Here is a 20,502-nt window from a genome sequence, read left to right on the forward strand (position 1 = left end):
TAGTAAAGAAAGTAAGAGCCTAAAGTCAGGAAAAGGTGCAGGTGAAGCGGTGACTCAAGAATTTCATTTGTCTGTCACGCCAGTAGGTTATGTTAGGGAAAGCGCCAGTCAACATCTACCCCTGCGTAAAACTTACTTAGTGCGAACGGAATTAGTCGCTCCTGGAGTTCCCCTAGCGGAAGAACAGGTAGAATGGCCGATCGCCAATTGGCTAGAATTAACCGAATATCTCATTGGCGATCCCCTCTTTTCCACTCCCCTTTCCTCAGATTCAGTGGATTTAGTCAGCTTCGGGAAAAGCTTGTATCATTCCCTTTTTCAAGGCACGATCGCCCAAAGCTGGCATACTGCCCAAGGGATTGCCCATAATCGCACCCAACCCCTACGGTTGCGCTTACACTTGAAAGATCCCCTAGTCGCCAAACTCCCTTGGGAAATTCTCCATGCTGGCGATCGCCCCCTCACTACCAATACGGAAATTCTCTTTTCTCGCTACCATATTAATCCTAGAGTCCGACCCTTACCCAATAATCCCATTGTCGATCCGTTGAAAATTTTGATGGTGCTTTCAGCTCCAAACGATCAACAAGCATTAGCTCTCGATCAAGAAATGAAGCGCCTAAAAGACGAATTACAACGTCATGAAGGCATGGGTTTAAATATACATCTGGATATTCTCACCTTTCCCGATCGCCAACAACTCACCCAAACCCTAGAACAAGGACAATATCATATCTTCCATTATTCCGGCCATAGCCAAGCCAATGCCTGGGGAGGCGAAATCTATCTCAAAAATCAACATACTGGCTTAACCGAACAACTCCATGGAGAAGATTTAGCCGGTTTATTAGTCAATAATGGCATCTTGATGGCCCTATTTAACTCCTGTTCCAGTGCCGGAACCGGAGATACCAGTTTAGCGGAAAGCTTGCTTAAACGCGGCATTCCCAGTGTATTGGCAATGGGCGATCGCATCCCCGATCAAGTGGCTATCACCTTTAGTCAGTTATTTTATCGCAACCTCAAACGAGAATATGCTATTGATTTAAGCTTAAATCGCACTCGCCAAGGCCTCATTGCTGCCTATGGCTCTGATGTTCTCTATTTTGCCCTGCCCATTCTCTATTTGCAACCTGGATTTGAGCAATTTTCACCGGCAAGCGATCGCCCCCCTTCTGCACCCTCCCCTGTACCTGCTGTTGCTCCTGCACCCTTGCATCAGTCCTCCACCAAGAAGAATAAAGCCTATTATCAACAGCGCATTCAAAACAATCCCCAGGATGTAGAAGCCTACGATCAATTAGGACTAATTTTTTATCAAGAAGGTCAGATTGAAAATGCCATTTCTGCCCATCAAATAGCTTTATTAACCGATGGAAATTATACAGATGCTCATTACCATTTAGGCTGTATTTTTTATGAGCAAGGACAGATACAAGAAGCCATTGAATTCTATCGTCAAGCTCTTAAGATCGATCCCGAACATCCCCAAGCCAATATTGCCCTCAATCAAGCTTTGTCCCATAGTCAAGTCGTTTCTGCTCTACCGGTTGAGATTCTCCAAGAGGAGCAATTAACGCACAAGAAGCCATGGCCAAAATTATCCCCTTTTTCTTTGCCGAGGAGACACTTTTGGTTGATTGGTATGGGAATTTTAGGAGGACATTCTATTCTTGCTGTTGGTGTTATTCAAACCTACACGAGCTGGGTGAATTTTCAGCAACAGTCTGCGATTGTCTTACCTTCTCCGTTTCCTGTAGAGGAGTCTAATCCAGAAAATGCGAATCAGACTCTGAGGAATCAGGCGATCGCCCAGTTTAATCAAGGTAATGTAGAGCAGGGTATTACCCATGTAGAAGCTTTGCTCGATACTGATAATGCCGTTATTTCCTATGCCAAGCAAGCCTTAGAATCAGTTCCTCGTGAATTACAAAATGAGCCAGAGATCAACTATATTTGGGGACGTTTAGTTTGGCAAGCCCTGCAACAGGGAAAGTTAGAGTTCAGTGCTGATGATGCCAGACGCTATTGGGAATGGGCGGTTAAAGGAGATGACCAACAGCCAAAATACTACAATGCTCTAGGATTTGCCTATCATGCCCAGGACAATTGGCATAAGGCTCGGCAGAATTTTGTAACTGCAAAAACGATCGCTGAGGCTCAAAATTCGCCAGAATTATTAACCGCTTATGCGGGATTAGCCTTGGTTTTAGCTCAGGAAAATAAAGAGGAACAAGGGGTGGAATTCTATAAAGTGGTCATGAAGAGCGATCCCTTGGCATTTGAGCCTCGTTCTCTGGGACGCGACAATTGGTTATGGACGAATGAGGCGATCGCTCAATGGAGCTTTTTGGGCGATCGCGCGGCTAAAATTGCGGAGAACAACAATTAGGTAATTGTTAATTGTTAATTGTTAATTGTTAATTGATATTAATACTCAATTCCCGGTTGTGCTTTCACCCCTTGCTCCCGGAAAGGATGTTTAATTAACTTCATTTCGGTGACTAAATCTGCCGCTTCAATTAAGGCTTCTGGCGCACCTCTTCCAGTCAAAATCACATGAGAATCTTCGGGTTTGCTGCTTAAACCGGCGAGAATATCTTCAACTGGCAAATATCCCAGCTTAAGCGCCACATTAATTTCATCGAGTAATACCAGACGAAACTCTGGGTTTTGGATATAGCTGAGTCCCTCTTGCCAAGCTTCCGTCGCTTTGGCAATGTCGCGATTTCGATCTTGAGTATCCCAAGTAAACCCCTCTCCCATTGCCTTAAATTCCAGTTGTTGGGGAACCCAGGGCTGTAAAACCGCCTTCTCTGCTGGTTCCCATGCCCCTTTGATAAACTGCACGATCGCCACTTTATACCCTTGACCGAGGGATCTTAGCACCATCCCTAACGCTGCTGTCGTTTTCCCTTTCCCATTTCCCGTATGGACAATAATTAAACCCTTTTCCTTATCCGCTTTACTGACGCGCTCCTTTTGCACCTCTTGGCGGCGTTTCATCTTTTTCTGGTATTGCTCATCGCTCAGAGATGAAGATTGGGTATCCATAGTAGAAATACAGTTGATGGGATGTCTACAGTTTATCAGAGTTGGCAAGAGAGAGATCTTTACCGCATCTTGAATACCCTGATTAAAAACTTAGGGCGCAAGATGCTCCCACTCCAGTCATATCAAAGGATTGAGGGAGCGCTGGCATCTTGCCCGCTAGTTATACCCCGTTTACCGGATTTGAGATTACTCTATTGTTCCACAGGGTGAAGATGGGCTTCGAGGAACCACAAGCGTTTATCAATGGTGCGGGAAATTTCCGTATACAAATCTGCCGTGTCTGCATCACCGAGATCGTCGGTTTTAGCAATACCATCCCTTAAATGTTTAGCATACTGGGCCAGGCGATCGCTCAGGGCCGTTAAATGAGCTTCCCCGCTCACAATATCTAGGGGATATTCTTCTAAAATTGAGCTTTGGGCAGCAACGCGGGCAGTTCCCAGGGCAAGTCCACCCAAGGCAGTAACCCGTTCTGCGACCATATCTACATACTCTTCCAGTTCCCCCGCAATTTCATCAAACAGTTCATGGAGAAAATAGAAGTGTCTACCTTTAACATTCCAATGGGCTTGTTTGACTTGGGTTTTCAAGTCTAGGGTAGTCGCTAGAGTTTGATTGAGCAGTTCGACTACCGGTTGGCGAATGTCTGTCGAAAGATCGATCCGAGTGTCATAAAGTTTGGTATTCATAAGCTGTGATGAGGAGTAAGGTTTACTTAAGCAAGATGTTTTTGCAATACGGCGCGAGGAGCGCGACGCACTCGACATTGAATGGTTTCTTTGCCCAGTCGTTGATGGGCTTCGTAGCGATGGCAACCGGAAAATCCATAATAGTTACCTTCGACTTCTAGCACATCAATGGGTTCTTGTAATCCAATTTCGGCAATGGATGCCATCAAGGATTCAACCTTGGCAGCATCGGTTTGCCGAGGTAGGGGACGACGAATCTGGTTTAAAGGAATGTCTGCAATCCGAATCATCCTGGGTTACCTGGGTCTGATCTTTCTTAATCATAGTCGGTATGACTTCGTTTTGCAAGGGATATCAAATCTAAAAGAGAATGCTACATATCAATCTGCAACGCCGGTATATGTAGGGATGGGTTTCAAACCCGCCCCTACATATTTTGTCTCCCGTGGGTTAAGTCCCAAACGTAATGCCTAAACTCTGAGCTGTGCTATTGCGGGTAAAGCAGTTCCAAGTGCCCAATTCTTTCGCCGGTCGTCCACAGAGGATACTTTGGGCTGACTCAGTTAAGCCCTTAACCTGGCTAAAGTCGGCTCCGGCAATATTCTGTACTTGGTCAAAACTAGCTCCAGTGAGGTCAGCGCAGCGAAAATCGACCCCTTGCAGTTCCGTGTTATTCAAGCCAGCATTACGCAAATTAGCGCCGGTTAAAAAGGCTTTTTGTAAATTGGCTCCACTTAAGGCGGCATCTTCTAAATTGGCTGAGGTTAAGTCAGCTCCACTGAGGTAAGCGCCGCGCAAATTGGCTCCCCGTAGGTCAGCGCCTCGGAGGTTTGCAGTATTTAAAAAAGCTCCAGCTAAACTGGCTTTGGGGCCGACTGCTCCTGATTTTCGATAGTCAAAGCCTTCTGGCCATTGGGTCTCGCTGTCATAGAGTGCCAGTTGTAGTCTGGCATTGTCTAGAAAGGCTGTGCTTAAATTGGCTCTTTGCAGTTGCGATCGATTTAAGTATGCTCCTTTGAGGTTAGCGCCCTGTAAGTTTGCCCCCTGTAGATCTGCCCCTCGTAGATCTGCCCCTTCGAGGTTGACTCCAGTTAAGTTAGCATTACTCAGATTTGTACCAATCAAATTGGCTGCGGCTAAGTTGGCTTGATTTAAGTCTATGCCGGATAAATCCATTTGCATAGCGTCTATTCCCGGTCGAGCGGCTCCAGGATGCAGTCCGAGTTGCTCTGGAGTGCGATCGCAATGATCTGTAGAAACCATGTTTTAATTGATCAATATAAACCTATTGAGTTTATCCTAAAATTTTAGGGCACATAACTTAGCATTTTGTTAACTTTTCTTAATTAAAACCACATCTCGATCTGCCAATAGTAAGGTTTAACCATTCATGTTACTTCAGCATCCCATGACGATGATGGACTTCTTTCGTAAAAGTGAAGGAGTTTGGTACTCCGAGCGCACTGTCCATCATTTTGATTCGACGATTAATGAGTCTGGACTTTCTAATCTGATTGTCGGCATTTTTGGCCCCAATGACCCCAAAGTGCTAGAACTTTGTGAGATTAATAATACCGATCCGGCAAAAGCGGCTGGGGGGGCAAGTTTTATGTGGCAAGATAACTTAGATACCGAGCCAGAACCGAACCCCAATTATGCGGCTATTTTAGTCGATATTCCCAATCCAGATAATCCTCGCCAAGGCTATTTTTTGCGAAATCGGGGTTATGTTGAGGGTATCCCAGTCATTGGTCGCTACTATTTTGCTCCTGATGGGGTGTTAACCATTGAGACGGAGTATGAGCGCAACCAAGGACAGGAAAGAGCTTGGTTTATTACGGATAATTTCCGGGTGCGCGTGAGTACGGTAAAAATGATGAATGGGGTGAATTTGATGAGTTATTCTTCAGAACGCCGATGTGTTCTTCCGAGTCAGTTGGAAGAGTTGAATAAGAAATATTCGGCGATCGCCTAGTCTCAATAGGGGCGAAAAATTTTTCGCCCCTACCAAGCTCAAAAGGTATGACTGCGCCACCGGTTTAAGTGATATTCACCGATAGAGGAAAACTGCTGCATTTGCTGCATTTTTTCTTCTAAAGCTTGGATGGTTTGCTGCTGGAGATACAGTTGCGATCGCAACTCTGTTTCTTTAGCATGGGGCGTTTTCATGCTTTGTAATTGTGCCTGGAGGCTATCAATCACCTGGCAGTGTTGTTGCAGCTTCTGTTCTAGGGCTTCATACTTTTGACCAGAGATAGACGCAGCCGAGTTTTGCTGTTCTTGTGCCTCAGATAACTGAGCTTGAAGGGCTTCATAATGCTCTTTAGCCACAGTAGTATTTTTCAGCGCCTCATGGGTTTGCTGAAGCTGATTAACTTGCCCTTGCAGTTGGGCGACTTTTTGCTCCCAAGCGGCGATCGCCTCTTCCTTTTTCCCTTCGGCCTCATTTTTTACCTTTTCCTGAATATCCTGAAGCTGTTTAACTTGGCCTTCCAACTCAGAAATGGCGTATTCTTTCTCCGCCACTTGTTGCTTGAGCAAGGCCACCCTAGAAGCCTCTTTCTGGTAAACATTCAGCTTTTCCTGTAGGGCTGCCAACGTCTTGTTTTTTTCCGCCAAAGCTTGGTTCAGTTCCGCCAGATCCGCCGAGGTAGGTGGGGCTTCTTGGGGAGAAACTTGACTCACTGCAATATTTTTCAGGGTGGGAAACTTGCCCTCATTTCCTGAACCATTGGCCTCTGCTGGTTTGGACTCAAAGTCTAAAGTTAGAATCATATTCGTCAGCTCACTTTTAACACTGATATATCCCCTAGACATTCGCTCTATTAATTCAGATCGTGATAACTTTGTGGTTTTAGCCATCTCGTTGAGTAGCTCTTTTCCGGTGGGAGTAATTGAAATTCCTAACTTCATTTTTGACTCTGAGTATTGGGTGCAGTTATTTTTTTGTTCTTTAGCCATTTTAGCAAATTTGGGGTTAACGTTTATTTTTTTTTACACTCGTTTATCCTTCTGACTTTTCAAGGGGAGTTATGGCTCTCTAATGGGGGCTTAAAGGTTCTTTGATGGACTGATCGAAATCTTGAATAAAAGTTACTCAGGTCTAGTCTCTCTGGGTTCTGGGGAGGACTTATCGGCATTCGGGGGGCAGTTCATGGGCAAAACTGGTGATTTTTTCAAATTCCAAGGCTCCCTCTTTTGACCCCCAAATTTGTTCATGGGTATTCACATCCATGCCCCGATCCAGACTTTTCCAAGTCGTTTCTGTCAGTTCTACTTCACTGACTAAGTAAGTTTGATGGCCTTTCCGATGGATGAGACATTGATTTCCGGGTTCGACGGAGCCTCGATAGCAAGCTCCATCCCATTGGAAAACCATGGAGCAGTTATAGCGTCGTTGGATAACTTGGGGAGTAATGGTCTGGAGAATACTTAATTCTCGCCCTGAACCGGCATAAAGGATGGGGTCTTGTAAGCTATAGTTTTCGATATAGATGCGATCGCCGCGATCGACTAATCGATGTACACCCTGACGGTAGGGAGTCCAGAGATCGTAGTCATAGACTTGCTCGGAATAAAACCCAATCCCTTGAAAAAATTCCCAAGGCAGAGGTCGCCACAGGATATGAATATGGGCATATAATGTGGGATGGTTGTAGGCTTGCTGATGATTGCTAAAATCTCCAGCTAACCAATGAGCCAATTGAATCAGCTCCTGAGAATAGGATGCGGATACAGCAGAGGTCATGGAACAGTTTGCTATTGGTTTGCTCGGCTTTTCAAAGCCCTAACCTTTTATTTATGATCCCCTGATTATATCTTAAATTGTGGTGTTAATCCATAGCGGGGATCGAGGATCAATTGACTCTTCAGTGGATGCTCCCAAGGGTTAGGAAGATAGAGAACGAATTTCAGAAGAGAAAGAAGCCGTCGTCACCCCTTGGCCATCACGGGTTTTAATCTGGGACACCCGAAAGCGTAAATTGGGGGTTGCAAACCAAATTCTCTCTTCAGCAGCCGCCCGATCGTATTCAGTAATTAAGGTAAACATACCCTCTTCATTGAGGGAATATTGACCGATCGCCGGAATCGTTTCTGCATAACCGCGATCGCGTAGCAGTTTTCCTTGCTGGGGATGATTGGGGTCGGGAATGGGGACTAAAATACAAGAGCCTTGAAGATCTTCATCATCCCAATCCGATTCTCCTTCCCAAGTCATCTTAAATGGGGATGCGATATGGGCTGGATCGATTTCATATAAGCCGCAGACTTCTAGGACTCCGGGATCTTGGGGGTCTAGGGCGATGATATCGATGGTCGATCGCACTTCTTCAAAGTGGGCAAAGGCCAAATGATGGGCGCTCCGTTGCGATCGCCATCGGCCAATTGATTGTTGTACAAATTCTTTGAGATCCATAATTTTGACTTAAATCTACCCTTATCGTCGCCGTCGTCTGGTCAGAGGTTGGCTGCGGAAAAACTGCCGTCTTTGCTTGCCTAGAGATAACTGTCGGTATTGCTGTTGATACGGTTTAGGCTGTTTGATCGGCTGACGACGCACGGGCTTAATCCTTGATGGATCGACTTTTCCCTGGGGAAACCAGGAATAAACGGGCGATCGCCCTTTCAGCCCTTCAACTCCAAGGGATGGGGGTTTAACCGTCTGAGTTATGGGAGCAATCCGAGCATCTGGGGGCGAGGTGACGGTTAATTGAGGATCGGGGGATGCTTGCTCCTTGACCTCTATCATCTGCTCCCTTCGATCCGTCGATGATTCTTGTGAAGCGGATTCTGAGATTCTCCCATCTCCCCTAGGAGTTTCAGGTCTTTCTCCCTCTTGGGTTACCCGTTGAACCTCTAGGATCTTACCTCCAAAACGGTGAATCCTTTGTATCGCCTGAGATAACTCACTTTGCCGCACGGTTAACCAAGTTTGGGAGCGGCGCTGATGGGGGTAGCTCCCTCCCTCCACTTGTATCCGTACCATGGGTTGATTTAAGCCTTTGTCATCTAATCCCATAAAATCTGATTGCATTTGCGTTTTTTAGGCGATCGCCCTCTTCTCCTATCCCACCACCGTTACACAGGGGTGAACCCATTTTCCTTATCTAGGCTACTCCACAGAAGGCAGCAGAACGGCATCCGTCCTACTGCCACCTATCCATCAACCGATCGGAACTAATTTACCGCAGTAATGCTGGCAATCTTACCCCCTTGTTTATGAATCCGCTGATAGGTATCAGAGAGTTCATCAAAGGGAACGAGCAGCACTTTATTGCTCCAACGGAATTTGGGCATCTTATTGAAAGCCCGTGGGGAACAATAACCGGTTACTTCAACCCGGTAAACCGTTCCGCCTTCGGTCGCTCCTGCACCCAGACGAGTCCGAGCGCTGGAGGGCGGTTCTTGGAAAGACCAACCGCCAACCCCACCAGAGGGAGGTACAACGGCTGTTGGGGTTCCTTGAATCACCAGTTTATTTAGGCGAGGACGATTACCTGACAAGTTCCCTTTGAGATCGCTGCTTCCAGGGCCGCGCATCAGTTGGAACATATGGGTGAAGCCCACCAGATTTCTGAAGCTTTCGCTTTTGTAACCGCGCACATAGGGAACGATATTTTCCCCAAAGGTATTCTGATACTCGTCACTATCGATATAGGAATCAATATCCGCTTCAAAGCCTTGCTCATTCAAGATTGCGCCATGAATTTGCATTTCTTCATAGCTATCGGGAGCGCGACCCAATAGGTGCTTGAAGTTTAACTCAATTAAGCGGAAGGGAGGGCAAGTCTCGAAGAAACGAGAGCGATACAAGCCAGATTTGGCTACTTGACGCACGAATTCACGAACACTGATTTCTCCCCGCTTCAACTGAGATTCAGGGACACTCAGCCGTTCGTTTTCCATTACATAGGCATTGCCTAATACTTGGCGGTAGACTGCCCGAATGACAACTTCTACTTCTTCACCCGATTGTCCTGGCCAGAGTTCAATGGGGTCGGTTTCTTCGTATACAGAAACTCCTAATTCCGACGCGGGTCCAAAAGGCATTTATTCTAATCTCCTTTCAAAGAGGGTCTACAAAAGGGTTAATTCCTGGGAAGGATGGTTAAAAACGTTAAGAAACTTAACATTTCGGTTCAGAAAACCCGAATCCTAGAATTAAGCTGGTTTTCTGACTGTATCCCAGTTGTTTCCAGTTTATTCCTAGTTTCCGTCTCCTCATTTATACACCGAGGGTCGGTCGAGAAAGTGTGAAGAATTGTAAATTTTCAGCCCTCTTTAGGGGACTCCTCCTCTCGATCTTCTCAGAATGCGAGCCATTGGGCTATTCCTATTCCTGGATGGGGATCTGTTTTTGTTCGACCCCAAATCCTACAAGAGCCAATCGATCTAGGGGTTGTCCTTCTGGGGGGCGGTGATAGTTGAAAATGCGTCGAATTCTGAGTGTGGGATTGATGAGGGTAATGGAGTCTACGGAGATAACACGAGTATAATTCGTGGTCATCAATAATTCCAGAGTTTGGGGATTAAAGCGGAATTGGGCGACCTTGGGTTGGCTCTCTTCGTAGGCGCGATCGCGCAAATAATCCCCGATCAACACTCCAGAGACTTCCTCATGTAGCACAAACAGCATATTAAGCTGTTGGGAAACCCGTTCTCCTTTTTCCGAAACCGTCTCAAACCCTAAATGAAACCCACACAGAGATTCAATATGATCCAGATCTGGCCGCTGATTATCCTTGAGGACTTGGGTTTTCGCTGCTGCGGATAAGGGAGCGATCGCAAATTCTGTGCGCGATCGCTCCACCTCCTGAACCGTCAAATAATGATAAGTCCGCTCCGTCACCCATTGCCCCACACAACAATCAAAGAAATACCGAAATCGATCCATTGACATTTCTCTTCCTCCTCTAATTCTTATAGCCCTTAAATTCCTTAAGCCGATCAATCAAATGATCGAAATAGGGTAATAATTCTTCTTTTTTATCCCCACCACACTGTTCAATCCCGATTTGTTTCATCGCCTCTAAGCCTACCACCATCGCATCTAAAGGAACCGCCAATTCCTGATACAATAAATCCATATAGTGCAGCCCTTCCAAACTCGTATATTGGTCACAGTTTCCCGCTATTCCATAATGAATACAGCGCAAAAAATGCCAAAAATCTCTCCAGCAATTTTCCGCCCTTTTTTCCGGATACAATGCACCTCCTGGTTGAGTAATTTGGGGAAACTTCTCTAACACAACAGACCTGGCGCGATCGATAATCTCTGGCGCTCGATCGCGCAATTGCTTCGCGATCGCGAACCACTCCTCCTTTTGTTCTCCTTGCCTCGCCAACTGATGCAACTGCTCATCCGTTAAATATTGACGCTCTGCATTAGCTTCTTCAAAAACCTGAATTACTTCCGGCTTCACTGCACCGATCCAAGCCTCAAAACTGACCATTTGAGCTTTAGCAATTAATTCTTGAACCGCAGGACTTAACATGACTCTGTATTCCCCCCTTCAATTTGAGAATTAACAAAGAGGAGAATTGAATTAACTCTCCCCTCAAAATGCCGTTAATTTTGATTTCCTCGTAATTCCTGAAGTGCATGATCTATCTTGATTATTTCAGGATGATTAGCCAATTTTTCTAACGCTTGTTTTTGAGATAATTTGACCTTACGAGAAACACCCAAAACATCATTAACTAGACGCTCGCGATATTGCTCTAATTCACGAATGACTTCTTCAATTTCTTGTGCAGAAGCTTGAGTAGAGTTCGATTCAGACATAGGACTTTAATTAGGGTATTAACACTCAATTCAACATTTTGGAGTATCTATCATCTTCCCAAATCTTGGAATTTATGGTTAAAATTTTAAGAAACGTAACAGATTGCGATCGCCAACACCTATGGAACTGCATCAAATCCAAACTGCCCTCAACAGCTCCAATTCCCAAGACCGACTTAAAGCCGTCACCGCCCTCAAAGACCACAGCAGTGAAGATGCAGTCCCCCTGCTGATGAGTAAAATCAACGACCCCGATTTTCTCGTCCGCTCCTTCGTCGCCATGGGACTAGGACGCAAACAATCTCCAGACTCCTTTCCCGCCTTACTCGAACTGCTCAAACGAGACCCAGACCCCAACGTGCGCTCCGAAGCCGCCAACTCCCTCTCCTACGCTGGCCAAGTCGCCATCTCCCATCTAGTGATCGCCTTCCATCAAGACGACCATTGGTTGCTCCGTCGCAGCATCATCGCCGCCCTCGCCGATCTCGGCCATCCAGAAGCCCTATTAGAAGTCTGTCTCTGCGGCTTAGACGGCGATGATCTCACCGTTACCGAAGCCTCCATCGAAGGACTCGCCTGCCTAGCTAATACCCACCAACAAGAGGCAGCCCTACAAACCCTCTTACCCCTGAGCGCTTCACCCCAATGGCGCATTCGCCGTAAAGTCGCTTGGGCGCTCCAAACATTTGAAAACTCAGAAGCAGCTCAGGAAGCCCTACAAACCCTCTCCCAGGATGAAGATCATCGCGTCGTCGCCGCCCTTTTAGAAAATCGGTTATCAGAGGATGCTCAGAGAGTGGGAGAGTAATATCAATTCAAAATTAAAAATGGGTCTGGCTTGGGGGCCACTTGGCTCGCTACCTAGCTCATACAGCGCTTTGCGCTGTAAGGGTTAATGGTTAATGGTTAATGGTTGAGCTGAATTATCCTGAATCCGCAAGGATTGTTGAGGCACTCCAATCCCAATTCCTTCCTTTTCAAATACTAACTTCAGCCGCCGACGAAACTCACGAGCCACATCCCATTGTTTAGTCGGTTGAGTTCGGATCAGGGCGCGAATTAAAACCCCTTGATGAGACAGTTCATCCACTCCCAACATTTGCAGATCGTCGGTAATTATCGTTTCCCATACTGGTTCTTTCCTCATGTCTGCTGCTGTTTCTTTAATCAATTCCATCGCCCGATTTAAATCCGCATCATAGGCAATCAGCACACTAAAATTAACCCGCGACCAATCCTTCGTCATGTTGCGGACAATACCCACTGAGCCATTGGGAATCGTAATCGCTTCTCCATCTAAATTCCGCAATTGGGTCATATATAAATTCAACTTTTCTACTAATCCCCCAACCCCGTTAATATCCACCACATCCCCGACTGCATAGCGATCATTCCACAAAATCAGCGCACCATTAAGTAAATCTTGAACCGTATTCTGAGAAAACCAACTGATTGCCACTGCAATTACCCCAAAACTAGCCAAGAGGGCAGGAGGAAAACCCAGTAAGCGCAACGTCATGAGTAAACCAATCGTGATAAAAATAAAAGTGGTCAGTTGGGTGAGAGCGGTTGAATAAGTATTGCTTCTTAAGGCATAACGAGAAGAAGAACTCGATTCTAGACGGGAACCATATCTTGCCCATCGGCTCAAAGACCATTCAATCAAAAAATCAGAGAGTTTGTTGAAAATAATGATCAAAGCCCACAACAGAGGTAAACTCAGACTCAAGTCTATGAAAAAATGTTTATAGGTTCTAGCATGAGGGTAAACGCTGACTAAAATTGATCCTCCCCAAGACCAAATCGTGAACTGTAGAGCTAAAAGGAGTTGCAAAATTAGGTTGAGCAAGTTACGCTGCTGCTTCAACAAGGTGCGATGCTTGAGCAATAATTGGGGCAAAATTTGCCAAATCGATTCTAATTGCATTGTGGTGGTATTCAGTTGTTTCAAAATGGCTTTCCAGGCCATATTATTTTTTAAGAACAAAGGTAAATATTCAGATAAGAAGGTGTAAACTGAAGATGAATCAGTCTGGTTAGAGAAGGTTTTTAAACTCTCTGATGAAACGACTTCTGGATTAAAGGTTAAACTGGATTCGAGTTCTAGTAGGGCACGATGAAGTTTGCGATCCCAGGCTTTGAGCAATCGATAGATTACATACAGGGAGAGACTAATAAAAACGATCCATAGGAGCTGTTCAAGCATGTTTTTGATCGGTTCCCAGGGAGTCGCGAGTAAGGTTCGACGTTCAGAGATGGATTTTTGCAGTTGTGCTTCGAGAATATTTTTCCAGTCTTGAGCTAAAGTGGAAATTTGTTTTTCTGAGTACTGGGCATCCAGTGCAGTAATGGTGACTATTTCACGAGAAACCAAACCTTCTTGATCGGGTAAAAAGACGACGGTTTGACCCAATAAGAGTCCAACTTCTGTCTTAATGGGTTGGGGTGTATAATTGGGGTTTAGAGATTGTTTTTGGATTTCATATTCCCGTTTCGATTCAATGATCTTATAGAGGGTGTTTTGAATATTTTTGGCCCGCTCTTCTGCCGAAGGAAGGTACTGATCTTCACTGTTGAGCTGATTTTCAGGTAAAGAGGTGACGTAAAATAAAAATTGGCCATCTAAATAGACTGGACTACATAAAAGGTTTCCACAATCCCTCATCTGATTAATATTCCAGCCTAGACCAGGTTGGTTTTTTGGGGTTTCGGGTGTGGAAAATAGAGTGATCTGTCCTAGAGCTGGAGAAATGGAGATTGTAGAGCAGATTAGAGCAGTCATGCAGATTCCTAGGAGGGGTTTCCAGATTCTAGAAAAAGGTTGAATGGCTCTGACGAGTCGGATTAGGCCCATGATCGAAACTGTACTGAGAATTAACAGGTTGCCTTGATTATGGTACTGAGATCTCCACCCGGTGGCAAATTGCGCCTAAGTATAGCTGATGATATACGGATAAATTAATCACAAAAATAGTATAATTTTAGACGAAATTAAGGGATAAAAGGGGCGATCGCGGCTTCGGAATCAACACAAGTATGGTTGTGAGCTGAGATGGGTTAAGAGTGTTAAGGATTGTGTCTTTGTAGATCATAGCTGAGACAGAGCTGGTTTGTCTGTTCTACTCTTAGAGTTTAAAAGTCGTGTGGATAAGCCGGGATCTTATGTATAAACCTTTTATGGATTTTTTAGAACAGGAATTATTTAAGCGGTTTGATTTACAAAGTCAACCGATTCCGCTCGGTCTAGAACATCAGGTAAGTACCCGTGGGAAGCATCCGGCAACGATTCAAAGCTGGTGTTATCAATGCCCAGAACTGCGAAAGATCCGCTACACCTATATTGATGGGGGGGAAGCCTCTCAGGTTTTTAATAGTGTGATTTATCCCAGTTATGAGTATGATTTACCTCTGCTGGGGATTGATTTTCTCTCTTTTGGCAAACATAAAATTTTAGTGGTGATGGATTTTCAGCCCCTGTTTCGCGATCCCAACTACTTGAAAAACTATATTGAACCGATGAAAGGGGTGCGCGATCGCTACAGCGATCTAGCGCAAAATTTGGAGATGAAGTTTTATGATGCTAATCAATATTTTTCCCAATATCTCTTGTTTGCAAAAACCGATGCGGAAACGGTGCAAACGAAGCTATTTCAAGCGTATAAAGATTACTTAAATCTGTATTGGGAGTTGCTCGATGGCGCTCAACCCCTCAGCGATCCGATTGCCAAGGAAAGAATTCGGATTGCCCAACGAGATTATGACCAGTATAGTGCCGATCGCGATCCCGCATCTGGCTTATTTAGTAGCTACTTTGGCCATGAATGGTCAGAGCGATTTTTATATGAATTTTTGTTCTCAGAAGCCAAGCCTTTAGCCATGAGTGCTTAATCGGTAAGGAAGAAACACACGCACAGTGAAATTGAGAAAGCCTATGGTCGGTTTATATCAACCTTTTTTGGATTATGCGATCGCCTATCTCCAAAAACACCTCGACTTAGAACCCTACCCCATCCCCCCAGGCTTTGAATCAAAGCAAGCGACTGTCGGTAAGGGTGAGCGTCAATCGGAGGTACTCACGACCAGCACCGCTTTCCAAACCGATAAGCTCCGCCAAATCCGCGCAGCCCATGTCCAAGGAGGAGGAGCATTACAAGTTCTCAATTTTGTCATTTTTCCCCGTCTCAACACCGACCTACCGTTTTTTGGCGCAGATTTAGTGACCTTACCGGGCGGCCATCTGATTGCTTTAGACATGCAACCCCTGTTTCGGGATGACCCCTCCTATCAGCAAAAATACACTCAACCGATTTGGCCCATCTTTGAAGCTCATCAGCAGAATTTGCCCTGGGGGGGAGACTTTCCAGAAGAAGCTCAACCCTTTTTCTCCCCCGCTTTTCTATGGACTCGTCCTCAAAAAACCGAAGTCGTTCAAGAGCAAGTATTTGCAGCCTTTCAGGATTATCTGTCTGCTTACGTGAGTTTTGTGCAAGCAGCTGAACCCGTTGAGAGCGAAGAAGAGTTGCTAAAAATAAAACAGGCTCAGTTAAAATATGTTCACTATCGAGCTGAAAAAGATCCCGCCAGGGGAATGTTTACAAGGTTTTATGGCCCGGAGTGGACGGAGGAATATATTCATGGTTTTTTGTTTGATTTAGAACAAAAGTTAAGGTAATAAGCAGAGGAAATAGGGTAGGAAGTGCGATCGGGTTCCCTAATTAGCCAGTAATGTAAAGTTTGGTAACAATAAGTTAAGGTTTGTATCAAAAAATAAAGACTCTAAACCAGCTAACCTTAACAGTCATCAAGGGCGACTTTCCCTATTTGTGAGCATTCCAACTGGATCGGACTCCACAAGAGAAAACACCTCCAAAAAGTGACATCCCCATCCATGACCGTTATCCATCAAGACCCGAAAAAGTCTTCAAACTCAAGGGTACAGGGATTTTTTGAGGTCTAGATCCCATAAATTGGGCAGGAAATAGCTGAGATTAAAATCTTAATAATATGTAACAAATAAAGGCTCAACATCATTGTATAAGAGTTAAGTGGAGGGCACAAAGAACAGTCCAACCAGAACCCAAGCAAGGATTTCCAATGCTTTTTGGCTTTCTCATCCGAAGTACGGGTTTTCTCAGATTTCTCAAAAGCCTGAGAACCTGGACTTCACCTCGATAGAGGGTAAACCGATGAAGAAATACCCATGCTCTTCTGGAATAAGGTCTGTCTTTGAAGGTCTTTCCAAGTAGCTGACCAGCTTGCACTTGTTGAACCGATTCTGGTTACAGAATCTAGACCTACTTAAATAGGAGATTTAGTCAATGTTCGATGCATTCACAAAGGTGGTTTCTCAGGCTGATGCTAGAGGCGAATACCTGACCGACGGCCAACTCGATGCCCTGAGCGCAATGGTTGCTGATGGCAACAAGCGCATGGATGCCGTTAACCGCATCACCGGTAACGCTTCCACCATCGTTGCTAACGCAGCTCGTTCCTTATTTGCTGAACAGCCCCAGCTCATCACTCCTGGTGGAAATGCTTACACCAGCCGTCGTATGGCTGCTTGCTTGCGCGACATGGAAATCATCCTGCGTTATGTAACCTACGCTATCTTCACTGGAGATGCCAGCGTTCTTGAAGATCGTTGTCTCAATGGTCTGCGTGAAACCTACCAAGCTCTTGGAACTCCTGGTGCTTCCGTAGCTGTAGGCGTAGGCAAAATGAAAGAGGCAGCAGTTGCAATTGTTAACGATCGCAATGGAATCACCCCTGGAGATTGCTCTGCCCTAGTATCTGAAATTGCTGGATACTTCGATAAAGCTGCTAGTGCAGTGGGCTAAATTTCACCGTTGGGAATTTAATTTAACCGATCCCATTCGGTCTTGATTCTGCTTCAAAATTTATATTTTTGAAACTTTTGCAAAACAACTCGTAGGAAGATACATCAACCATGAAAACCCCTCTGACTGAAGCAGTTGCTGCTGCTGACTCCCAAGGTCGCTTTCTGAGCAACAGTGAAATCCAAACCGCATTTGGTCGTTTCCAAAAAGCTTCGGCTTTCATTGATGCGGCTAAAACCTTAACCCAGAAAAAAGACCAGCTCGTTAGCGGAGCGGCTCAAGCGGTATATAACAAGTTCCCTTACACCACTCAAATGTCTGGTGCTAACTATGCTGCTGACCAACGGGGTAAAGACAAATGTGCCCGTGACATCGGTTACTATCTGCGGATGGTTACCTACTGCTTAATCGCTAATGGTACTGGCCCCATGGATGAGTATCTGATTGCTGGTATCGATGAAATCAACCGGACTTTTGAATTGTCCCCCAGTTGGTACATCGAAGCTTTGAAATACATCAAAGCTAATCATGGTTTGACCGGAGACGGTGCTACCGCTGCTAACAGCTACATTGACTATGCGATCAATGCTTTAAGCTAGTCATCGCTTGAATGATTAGGGCCCGGAACTTTAGACAGGTGAATGTCAAAAGCTGACATCTGTTTGGAGTTCCGGGCACAGTTGTGTTTAAATCTCTTTTGTTTGCATCCCTGGCCATGATTAACGCCCCCTCATCAAGTTCTGGAGCCACTCAACTAACCGTAGACCAGGCCATTAGAAATCTACTTCAGGGAGACCGAGGAGAACGATATTATGCAGCTTGGTGGTTGGGACGGTTTCGAGTAAAAGAGCCGGAAGCCATCGATGCCCTAGTCGCTGCTCTGCAAGATGAAAGCGATCGCACTCCAGAAGGGGGCTATGCTCTCCGACGCAATGCAGCCCGCGCCCTAGGAAAACTGGCCGAACCGAGAGTGATTCCCGCTTTAATTGAATGCCTGCACTGCCCGGATTTTTATGTCCGAGAAACCGCAGCCCAAGCCCTGGGAGAACTAGGAGAAGACCTCGAACGCTGCCACTTTGAAGCCGCCATTCCCCAACTTTTAAACCTGTTGGCTGGAGGACTAGAAGCCGCTCAACCCATACCCGGTTGTCCCCATCTGGCTCAACCCTACAATGCAGTGATTGAAACCCTGGGCATTTTAGGGGTAAAAGAAGCCATTGACCAGATTCAACCCTTTCTCAATCATCCCCTGGAAATTGAGCAATATGGAGCTGCTCGCGCTCTCTATCAGTTAACCGGAGAGAGAAAATATGGCGATCGCCTCGTCGCTGCCCTGCAAGGGGATAAACTGCAACTGCGCCGCGCCGTTCTCTCAGATTTAGGGGCGATCGGCTATTTACCGGCTGCCGAGGCGATCGCCCAAACCCTAGCCGAAAATAGCCTCAAACTGATATCCCTCAAAGGACTCTTAGAACATCATCTCCAAGAAAGCCATCCCCAAGATCCTCCCAGTCAAACCGCCATCCATCTGATGACCCTCATGGACTCCCTGCTCTAACCCATAATTTTGAATTGCAATGTCTCCCTTATTCACTCTCCTAGAAGCCATTGAAAAAGCCGACTCCTCCGATACCCTAGTTGATGCCGTCGAACAATTAGCCGCCGCTCAGATCCCAGCCGCCGCTCCCACCCTCATTCGCGTTCTCAGTTATAACAACCCTGGAGCCGCCGTTGCTGCCGTCGATGGTTTAATTGCCCTTGGAGATTTAGCCGTCAATGACCTACTCCAACTTCTCGACGACTATAACTATGGTGGGCGAGCTTGGGCGATTCGTGCCCTAGCTGGAATTGGCCACCCTCAAGCCTTAGAAACCCTGATCGAAGCAGCCACCACCGACTTCTCCATGAGTGTTCGTCGGGGAGCAGCCAGGGGACTCGGTGCGATTCAATGGCAAAAAATGCCCCCTGCTGACTCGGTTACCGCTCAACAGCGAGTCATGGAAACCCTATTTCAAGTCAGCCAAGATCCAGAATGGGTCGTGCGCTATGGGGCAGTAGTCGGTTTAGCTTCTCTGGGACAAACAGCCGATCCCAGCTTCCAGCCAACCCTATTGAATTACCTACAGCACCTCCAAGATAAAGAAGAAGAGCCAAGCATTCGCGCCCGTATCCATTGGGCCATTCAATCCCTAAAAGAAACCCAATAAAGGCAGTAGGGGCGAAAGATTTTTCGCCCCTACTTGGGATACTGACTAACCGGATAACGCTTGAGCTTTATGACTCTTTAGCCTTCTCAACCGTCTCAGCAGAGGAACCCGTAGCAGCAGAAGTCTCCTTCTCTAGGGCGCGCTGACGCTTTTTGCGTTCAGCCTCCAAAATATCCTTCATCACCGCCTGAGCTTGCTTCACCTTCTCCAGATTTGACCGATACAGTTCAATATCCTTTTGAAGCTTCTCTAAAGAGATGCCCAATCCTTGGGCTATCTTTTCAAAAGCTTGGTTACGACTCTCCTCCGTTTGGAGACGTTCGGGATCAACGGTAGAGACCAAAGTATATAAACCAATGGCAAATAAACGGCTATATTTAAACTTCCTATTAGCGGCGATCGCCTTCAACCGCTCTCGCAGACCATCCGCACCTTCACCCTGATGGGGATCGGACAGCAGCGCCACCACCGCCTCTCCAGACCAATTCTTAATCTGTTCCTGAACTTTTTGGGCATCTGCACGATACCCATTAGCATCGCCCTCCAACGCTTGACACAAAGCCGCAAAAATAGAAGACTTATCACCCTCCGGTAAATATCCCTCCATAAACTGGTCAAAGGACGAAACAACCCCAAGAGCATATATAGGGTCATACTCAAAGTCCACATTGACCGATAGTAAATGCATCTCTACCATCAACTCCTCTACCACACGGCGGTAGATAGAATTAATCGGACGAGCATGATGAGTATAAAACGATCGCTTAGTGTCTGAGACAGTGCGGACAGTATTCACAGCTACAATTATCAAGAGTGGGTGATCCCATTGTCACCCCTAAAGGTCACTTTGCCAAGAGTTGAGTCTATAACCCTGGCCAGTCAAAGAATCAAAAGGAGGCTAAGACAGTTTGTTATGCCTAATTAGAGAC

Annotated in this window: 23 protein-coding genes; 9 read left to right on the top strand and 14 right to left on the bottom strand. The window is 45.9% G+C overall.

Annotation, left to right across the window (positions count from 1 at the left end):
• Positions 1-49: 49 nt before the first annotated feature.
• Complete coding sequence (locus AC3FZD_RS09155) at positions 50-2,392, top strand: CHAT domain-containing tetratricopeptide repeat protein (protein ID WP_488739836.1); 2,343 nt, start codon at positions 50-52, stop codon at positions 2,390-2,392.
• 38 nt (positions 2,393-2,430) lie between these two features.
• Here AC3FZD_RS09155 and cobO read toward each other — a convergent pair whose 3' ends face one another.
• The 4 genes from cobO to AC3FZD_RS09175 form a co-directional block, all read right to left on the bottom strand.
• Positions 2,431-3,054 carry a cob(I)yrinic acid a,c-diamide adenosyltransferase gene (cobO, locus tag AC3FZD_RS09160; RefSeq protein ID WP_488739837.1) on the bottom strand — a complete coding sequence of 208 codons (624 nt, stop codon included), beginning with the start codon at positions 3,052-3,054 and terminating at the stop codon, positions 2,431-2,433.
• Between the two features lie 191 nt (positions 3,055-3,245).
• Positions 3,246-3,743, bottom strand: a complete 498-nt coding sequence (dps, locus tag AC3FZD_RS09165) for a DNA starvation/stationary phase protection protein Dps (RefSeq protein ID WP_488739838.1) — start codon at positions 3,741-3,743, stop codon at positions 3,246-3,248.
• 26 nt (positions 3,744-3,769) lie between these two features.
• Positions 3,770-4,033, bottom strand: a complete 264-nt coding sequence (locus tag AC3FZD_RS09170; protein ID WP_488739839.1) for a ParB N-terminal domain-containing protein — start codon at positions 4,031-4,033, stop codon at positions 3,770-3,772.
• A 160-nt stretch (positions 4,034-4,193) separates the two neighbouring features.
• The gene (locus AC3FZD_RS09175; RefSeq protein WP_488739840.1) at positions 4,194-5,006 is read right to left on the bottom strand and encodes a pentapeptide repeat-containing protein; all 813 of its coding nucleotides are present in this window, start codon (positions 5,004-5,006) and stop codon (positions 4,194-4,196) included.
• Between the two features lie 127 nt (positions 5,007-5,133).
• Between AC3FZD_RS09175 and AC3FZD_RS09180 the strand changes: the two genes are divergently transcribed.
• Complete coding sequence (locus AC3FZD_RS09180) at positions 5,134-5,718, top strand: phycobiliprotein lyase (RefSeq protein WP_488739841.1); 585 nt, start codon at positions 5,134-5,136, stop codon at positions 5,716-5,718.
• Between the two features lie 38 nt (positions 5,719-5,756).
• Here AC3FZD_RS09180 and AC3FZD_RS09185 read toward each other — a convergent pair whose 3' ends face one another.
• From AC3FZD_RS09185 to AC3FZD_RS09220, 8 genes are all read right to left on the bottom strand, one after another.
• The gene (locus AC3FZD_RS09185; protein WP_488739842.1) at positions 5,757-6,704 is read right to left on the bottom strand and encodes a hypothetical protein; all 948 of its coding nucleotides are present in this window, start codon (positions 6,702-6,704) and stop codon (positions 5,757-5,759) included.
• A 169-nt stretch (positions 6,705-6,873) separates the two neighbouring features.
• Positions 6,874-7,491: a chromophore lyase CpcT/CpeT gene (locus AC3FZD_RS09190; protein ID WP_488739843.1), complete on the bottom strand. Its 618-nt coding sequence runs from the start codon at positions 7,489-7,491 to the stop codon at positions 6,874-6,876.
• A 141-nt stretch (positions 7,492-7,632) separates the two neighbouring features.
• Positions 7,633-8,160: a phycobiliprotein lyase gene (locus AC3FZD_RS09195; RefSeq protein ID WP_488739844.1), complete on the bottom strand. Its 528-nt coding sequence runs from the start codon at positions 8,158-8,160 to the stop codon at positions 7,633-7,635.
• A gap of 21 nt (positions 8,161-8,181) precedes the next feature.
• Positions 8,182-8,778 carry a rod-capping linker protein CpcD domain-containing protein gene (locus tag AC3FZD_RS09200; protein ID WP_488739845.1) on the bottom strand — a complete coding sequence of 199 codons (597 nt, stop codon included), beginning with the start codon at positions 8,776-8,778 and terminating at the stop codon, positions 8,182-8,184.
• Positions 8,779-8,921: 143 nt separating this feature from the next.
• Positions 8,922-9,794: a phycobilisome rod-core linker polypeptide gene (locus AC3FZD_RS09205; protein WP_488739846.1), complete on the bottom strand. Its 873-nt coding sequence runs from the start codon at positions 9,792-9,794 to the stop codon at positions 8,922-8,924.
• A gap of 283 nt (positions 9,795-10,077) precedes the next feature.
• Positions 10,078-10,644 carry a phycobiliprotein lyase gene (locus tag AC3FZD_RS09210; RefSeq protein ID WP_488739847.1) on the bottom strand — a complete coding sequence of 189 codons (567 nt, stop codon included), beginning with the start codon at positions 10,642-10,644 and terminating at the stop codon, positions 10,078-10,080.
• A 13-nt stretch (positions 10,645-10,657) separates the two neighbouring features.
• A complete protein-coding gene (locus tag AC3FZD_RS09215; RefSeq protein WP_488739848.1) occupies positions 10,658-11,239 on the bottom strand; it encodes a phycobilisome protein in 582 nt (193 codons plus the stop codon).
• A 74-nt stretch (positions 11,240-11,313) separates the two neighbouring features.
• Positions 11,314-11,529, bottom strand: coding sequence for an acetyltransferase (locus tag AC3FZD_RS09220; RefSeq protein ID WP_488739849.1), 216 nt, complete (start codon positions 11,527-11,529; stop codon positions 11,314-11,316).
• 121 nt (positions 11,530-11,650) lie between these two features.
• On the opposite strand from AC3FZD_RS09220, the gene AC3FZD_RS09225 reads away from it, so the two are divergent.
• Positions 11,651-12,337 carry a HEAT repeat domain-containing protein gene (locus AC3FZD_RS09225; RefSeq protein WP_488739850.1) on the top strand — a complete coding sequence of 229 codons (687 nt, stop codon included), beginning with the start codon at positions 11,651-11,653 and terminating at the stop codon, positions 12,335-12,337.
• A gap of 84 nt (positions 12,338-12,421) precedes the next feature.
• Here AC3FZD_RS09225 and AC3FZD_RS09230 read toward each other — a convergent pair whose 3' ends face one another.
• The gene (locus AC3FZD_RS09230; protein ID WP_488739851.1) at positions 12,422-14,311 is read right to left on the bottom strand and encodes a mechanosensitive ion channel family protein; all 1,890 of its coding nucleotides are present in this window, start codon (positions 14,309-14,311) and stop codon (positions 12,422-12,424) included.
• Between the two features lie 380 nt (positions 14,312-14,691).
• On the opposite strand from AC3FZD_RS09230, the gene AC3FZD_RS09235 reads away from it, so the two are divergent.
• From AC3FZD_RS09235 to cpcF, 6 genes are all read left to right on the top strand, one after another.
• Positions 14,692-15,417, top strand: coding sequence for a 15,16-dihydrobiliverdin:ferredoxin oxidoreductase (locus AC3FZD_RS09235; RefSeq protein ID WP_488739852.1), 726 nt, complete (start codon positions 14,692-14,694; stop codon positions 15,415-15,417).
• 43 nt (positions 15,418-15,460) lie between these two features.
• On the top strand, positions 15,461-16,201 hold the full coding sequence (locus AC3FZD_RS09240; protein ID WP_488739853.1) for a phycoerythrobilin:ferredoxin oxidoreductase: 741 nt from the start codon (positions 15,461-15,463) through the stop codon (positions 16,199-16,201).
• A gap of 646 nt (positions 16,202-16,847) precedes the next feature.
• Positions 16,848-17,366, top strand: a complete 519-nt coding sequence (gene cpcB, locus AC3FZD_RS09245) for a C-phycocyanin subunit beta (protein WP_488739854.1) — start codon at positions 16,848-16,850, stop codon at positions 17,364-17,366.
• A 110-nt stretch (positions 17,367-17,476) separates the two neighbouring features.
• Positions 17,477-17,965, top strand: coding sequence for a C-phycocyanin subunit alpha (gene cpcA / locus AC3FZD_RS09250; RefSeq protein ID WP_488739855.1), 489 nt, complete (start codon positions 17,477-17,479; stop codon positions 17,963-17,965).
• 116 nt (positions 17,966-18,081) lie between these two features.
• On the top strand, positions 18,082-18,924 hold the full coding sequence (gene cpcE / locus AC3FZD_RS09255; protein WP_488739856.1) for a C-phycocyanin alpha-cysteine-84 phycocyanobilin lyase subunit CpcE: 843 nt from the start codon (positions 18,082-18,084) through the stop codon (positions 18,922-18,924).
• A 19-nt stretch (positions 18,925-18,943) separates the two neighbouring features.
• Positions 18,944-19,573 carry a C-phycocyanin alpha-cysteine-84 phycocyanobilin lyase subunit CpcF gene (gene cpcF / locus AC3FZD_RS09260; protein ID WP_488739857.1) on the top strand — a complete coding sequence of 210 codons (630 nt, stop codon included), beginning with the start codon at positions 18,944-18,946 and terminating at the stop codon, positions 19,571-19,573.
• Between the two features lie 67 nt (positions 19,574-19,640).
• Here the strand turns inward: cpcF and psb29 are convergent, their stop codons facing one another.
• Positions 19,641-20,369 carry a photosystem II biogenesis protein Psp29 gene (gene psb29 / locus AC3FZD_RS09265; RefSeq protein WP_488739858.1) on the bottom strand — a complete coding sequence of 243 codons (729 nt, stop codon included), beginning with the start codon at positions 20,367-20,369 and terminating at the stop codon, positions 19,641-19,643.
• Positions 20,370-20,502: the final 133 nt, after the last annotated feature.

The sequence above is a fragment of the Roseofilum sp. KMC-1 genome (assembly GCF_057802075.1).

Excerpts from the sequence above, each read along its gene's own strand:
- dps (WP_488739838.1), bottom strand. The coding sequence starts at position 3,743 with ATGAATACCAAACTTTATGACACTCGGATCGATCTTTCGACAGACATT.
- AC3FZD_RS09235 (WP_488739852.1), top strand. The coding sequence starts at position 14,692 with ATGTATAAACCTTTTATGGATTTTTTAGAACAGGAATTATTTAAGCGG.
- AC3FZD_RS09190 (WP_488739843.1), bottom strand. The coding sequence starts at position 7,491 with ATGACCTCTGCTGTATCCGCATCCTATTCTCAGGAGCTGATTCAATTG.
- AC3FZD_RS09200 (WP_488739845.1), bottom strand. The coding sequence starts at position 8,778 with ATGCAATCAGATTTTATGGGATTAGATGACAAAGGCTTAAATCAACCC.
- AC3FZD_RS09185 (WP_488739842.1), bottom strand. The coding sequence starts at position 6,704 with ATGGCTAAAGAACAAAAAAATAACTGCACCCAATACTCAGAGTCAAAA.
- AC3FZD_RS09215 (WP_488739848.1), bottom strand. The coding sequence starts at position 11,239 with ATGTTAAGTCCTGCGGTTCAAGAATTAATTGCTAAAGCTCAAATGGTC.
- AC3FZD_RS09225 (WP_488739850.1), top strand. The coding sequence starts at position 11,651 with ATGGAACTGCATCAAATCCAAACTGCCCTCAACAGCTCCAATTCCCAA.
- cpcE (WP_488739856.1), top strand. The coding sequence starts at position 18,082 with ATGATTAACGCCCCCTCATCAAGTTCTGGAGCCACTCAACTAACCGTA.
- AC3FZD_RS09180 (WP_488739841.1), top strand. The coding sequence starts at position 5,134 with ATGTTACTTCAGCATCCCATGACGATGATGGACTTCTTTCGTAAAAGT.
- AC3FZD_RS09195 (WP_488739844.1), bottom strand. The coding sequence starts at position 8,160 with ATGGATCTCAAAGAATTTGTACAACAATCAATTGGCCGATGGCGATCG.
- AC3FZD_RS09240 (WP_488739853.1), top strand. The coding sequence starts at position 15,461 with ATGGTCGGTTTATATCAACCTTTTTTGGATTATGCGATCGCCTATCTC.
- AC3FZD_RS09205 (WP_488739846.1), bottom strand. The coding sequence starts at position 9,794 with ATGCCTTTTGGACCCGCGTCGGAATTAGGAGTTTCTGTATACGAAGAA.
- AC3FZD_RS09210 (WP_488739847.1), bottom strand. The coding sequence starts at position 10,644 with ATGTCAATGGATCGATTTCGGTATTTCTTTGATTGTTGTGTGGGGCAA.
- cpcA (WP_488739855.1), top strand. The coding sequence starts at position 17,477 with ATGAAAACCCCTCTGACTGAAGCAGTTGCTGCTGCTGACTCCCAAGGT.
- cpcF (WP_488739857.1), top strand. The coding sequence starts at position 18,944 with ATGTCTCCCTTATTCACTCTCCTAGAAGCCATTGAAAAAGCCGACTCC.
- cpcB (WP_488739854.1), top strand. The coding sequence starts at position 16,848 with ATGTTCGATGCATTCACAAAGGTGGTTTCTCAGGCTGATGCTAGAGGC.
- AC3FZD_RS09230 (WP_488739851.1), bottom strand. The coding sequence starts at position 14,311 with ATGACTGCTCTAATCTGCTCTACAATCTCCATTTCTCCAGCTCTAGGA.
- AC3FZD_RS09175 (WP_488739840.1), bottom strand. The coding sequence starts at position 5,006 with ATGGTTTCTACAGATCATTGCGATCGCACTCCAGAGCAACTCGGACTG.
- AC3FZD_RS09220 (WP_488739849.1), bottom strand. The coding sequence starts at position 11,529 with ATGTCTGAATCGAACTCTACTCAAGCTTCTGCACAAGAAATTGAAGAA.
- cobO (WP_488739837.1), bottom strand. The coding sequence starts at position 3,054 with ATGGATACCCAATCTTCATCTCTGAGCGATGAGCAATACCAGAAAAAG.
- AC3FZD_RS09170 (WP_488739839.1), bottom strand. The coding sequence starts at position 4,033 with ATGATTCGGATTGCAGACATTCCTTTAAACCAGATTCGTCGTCCCCTA.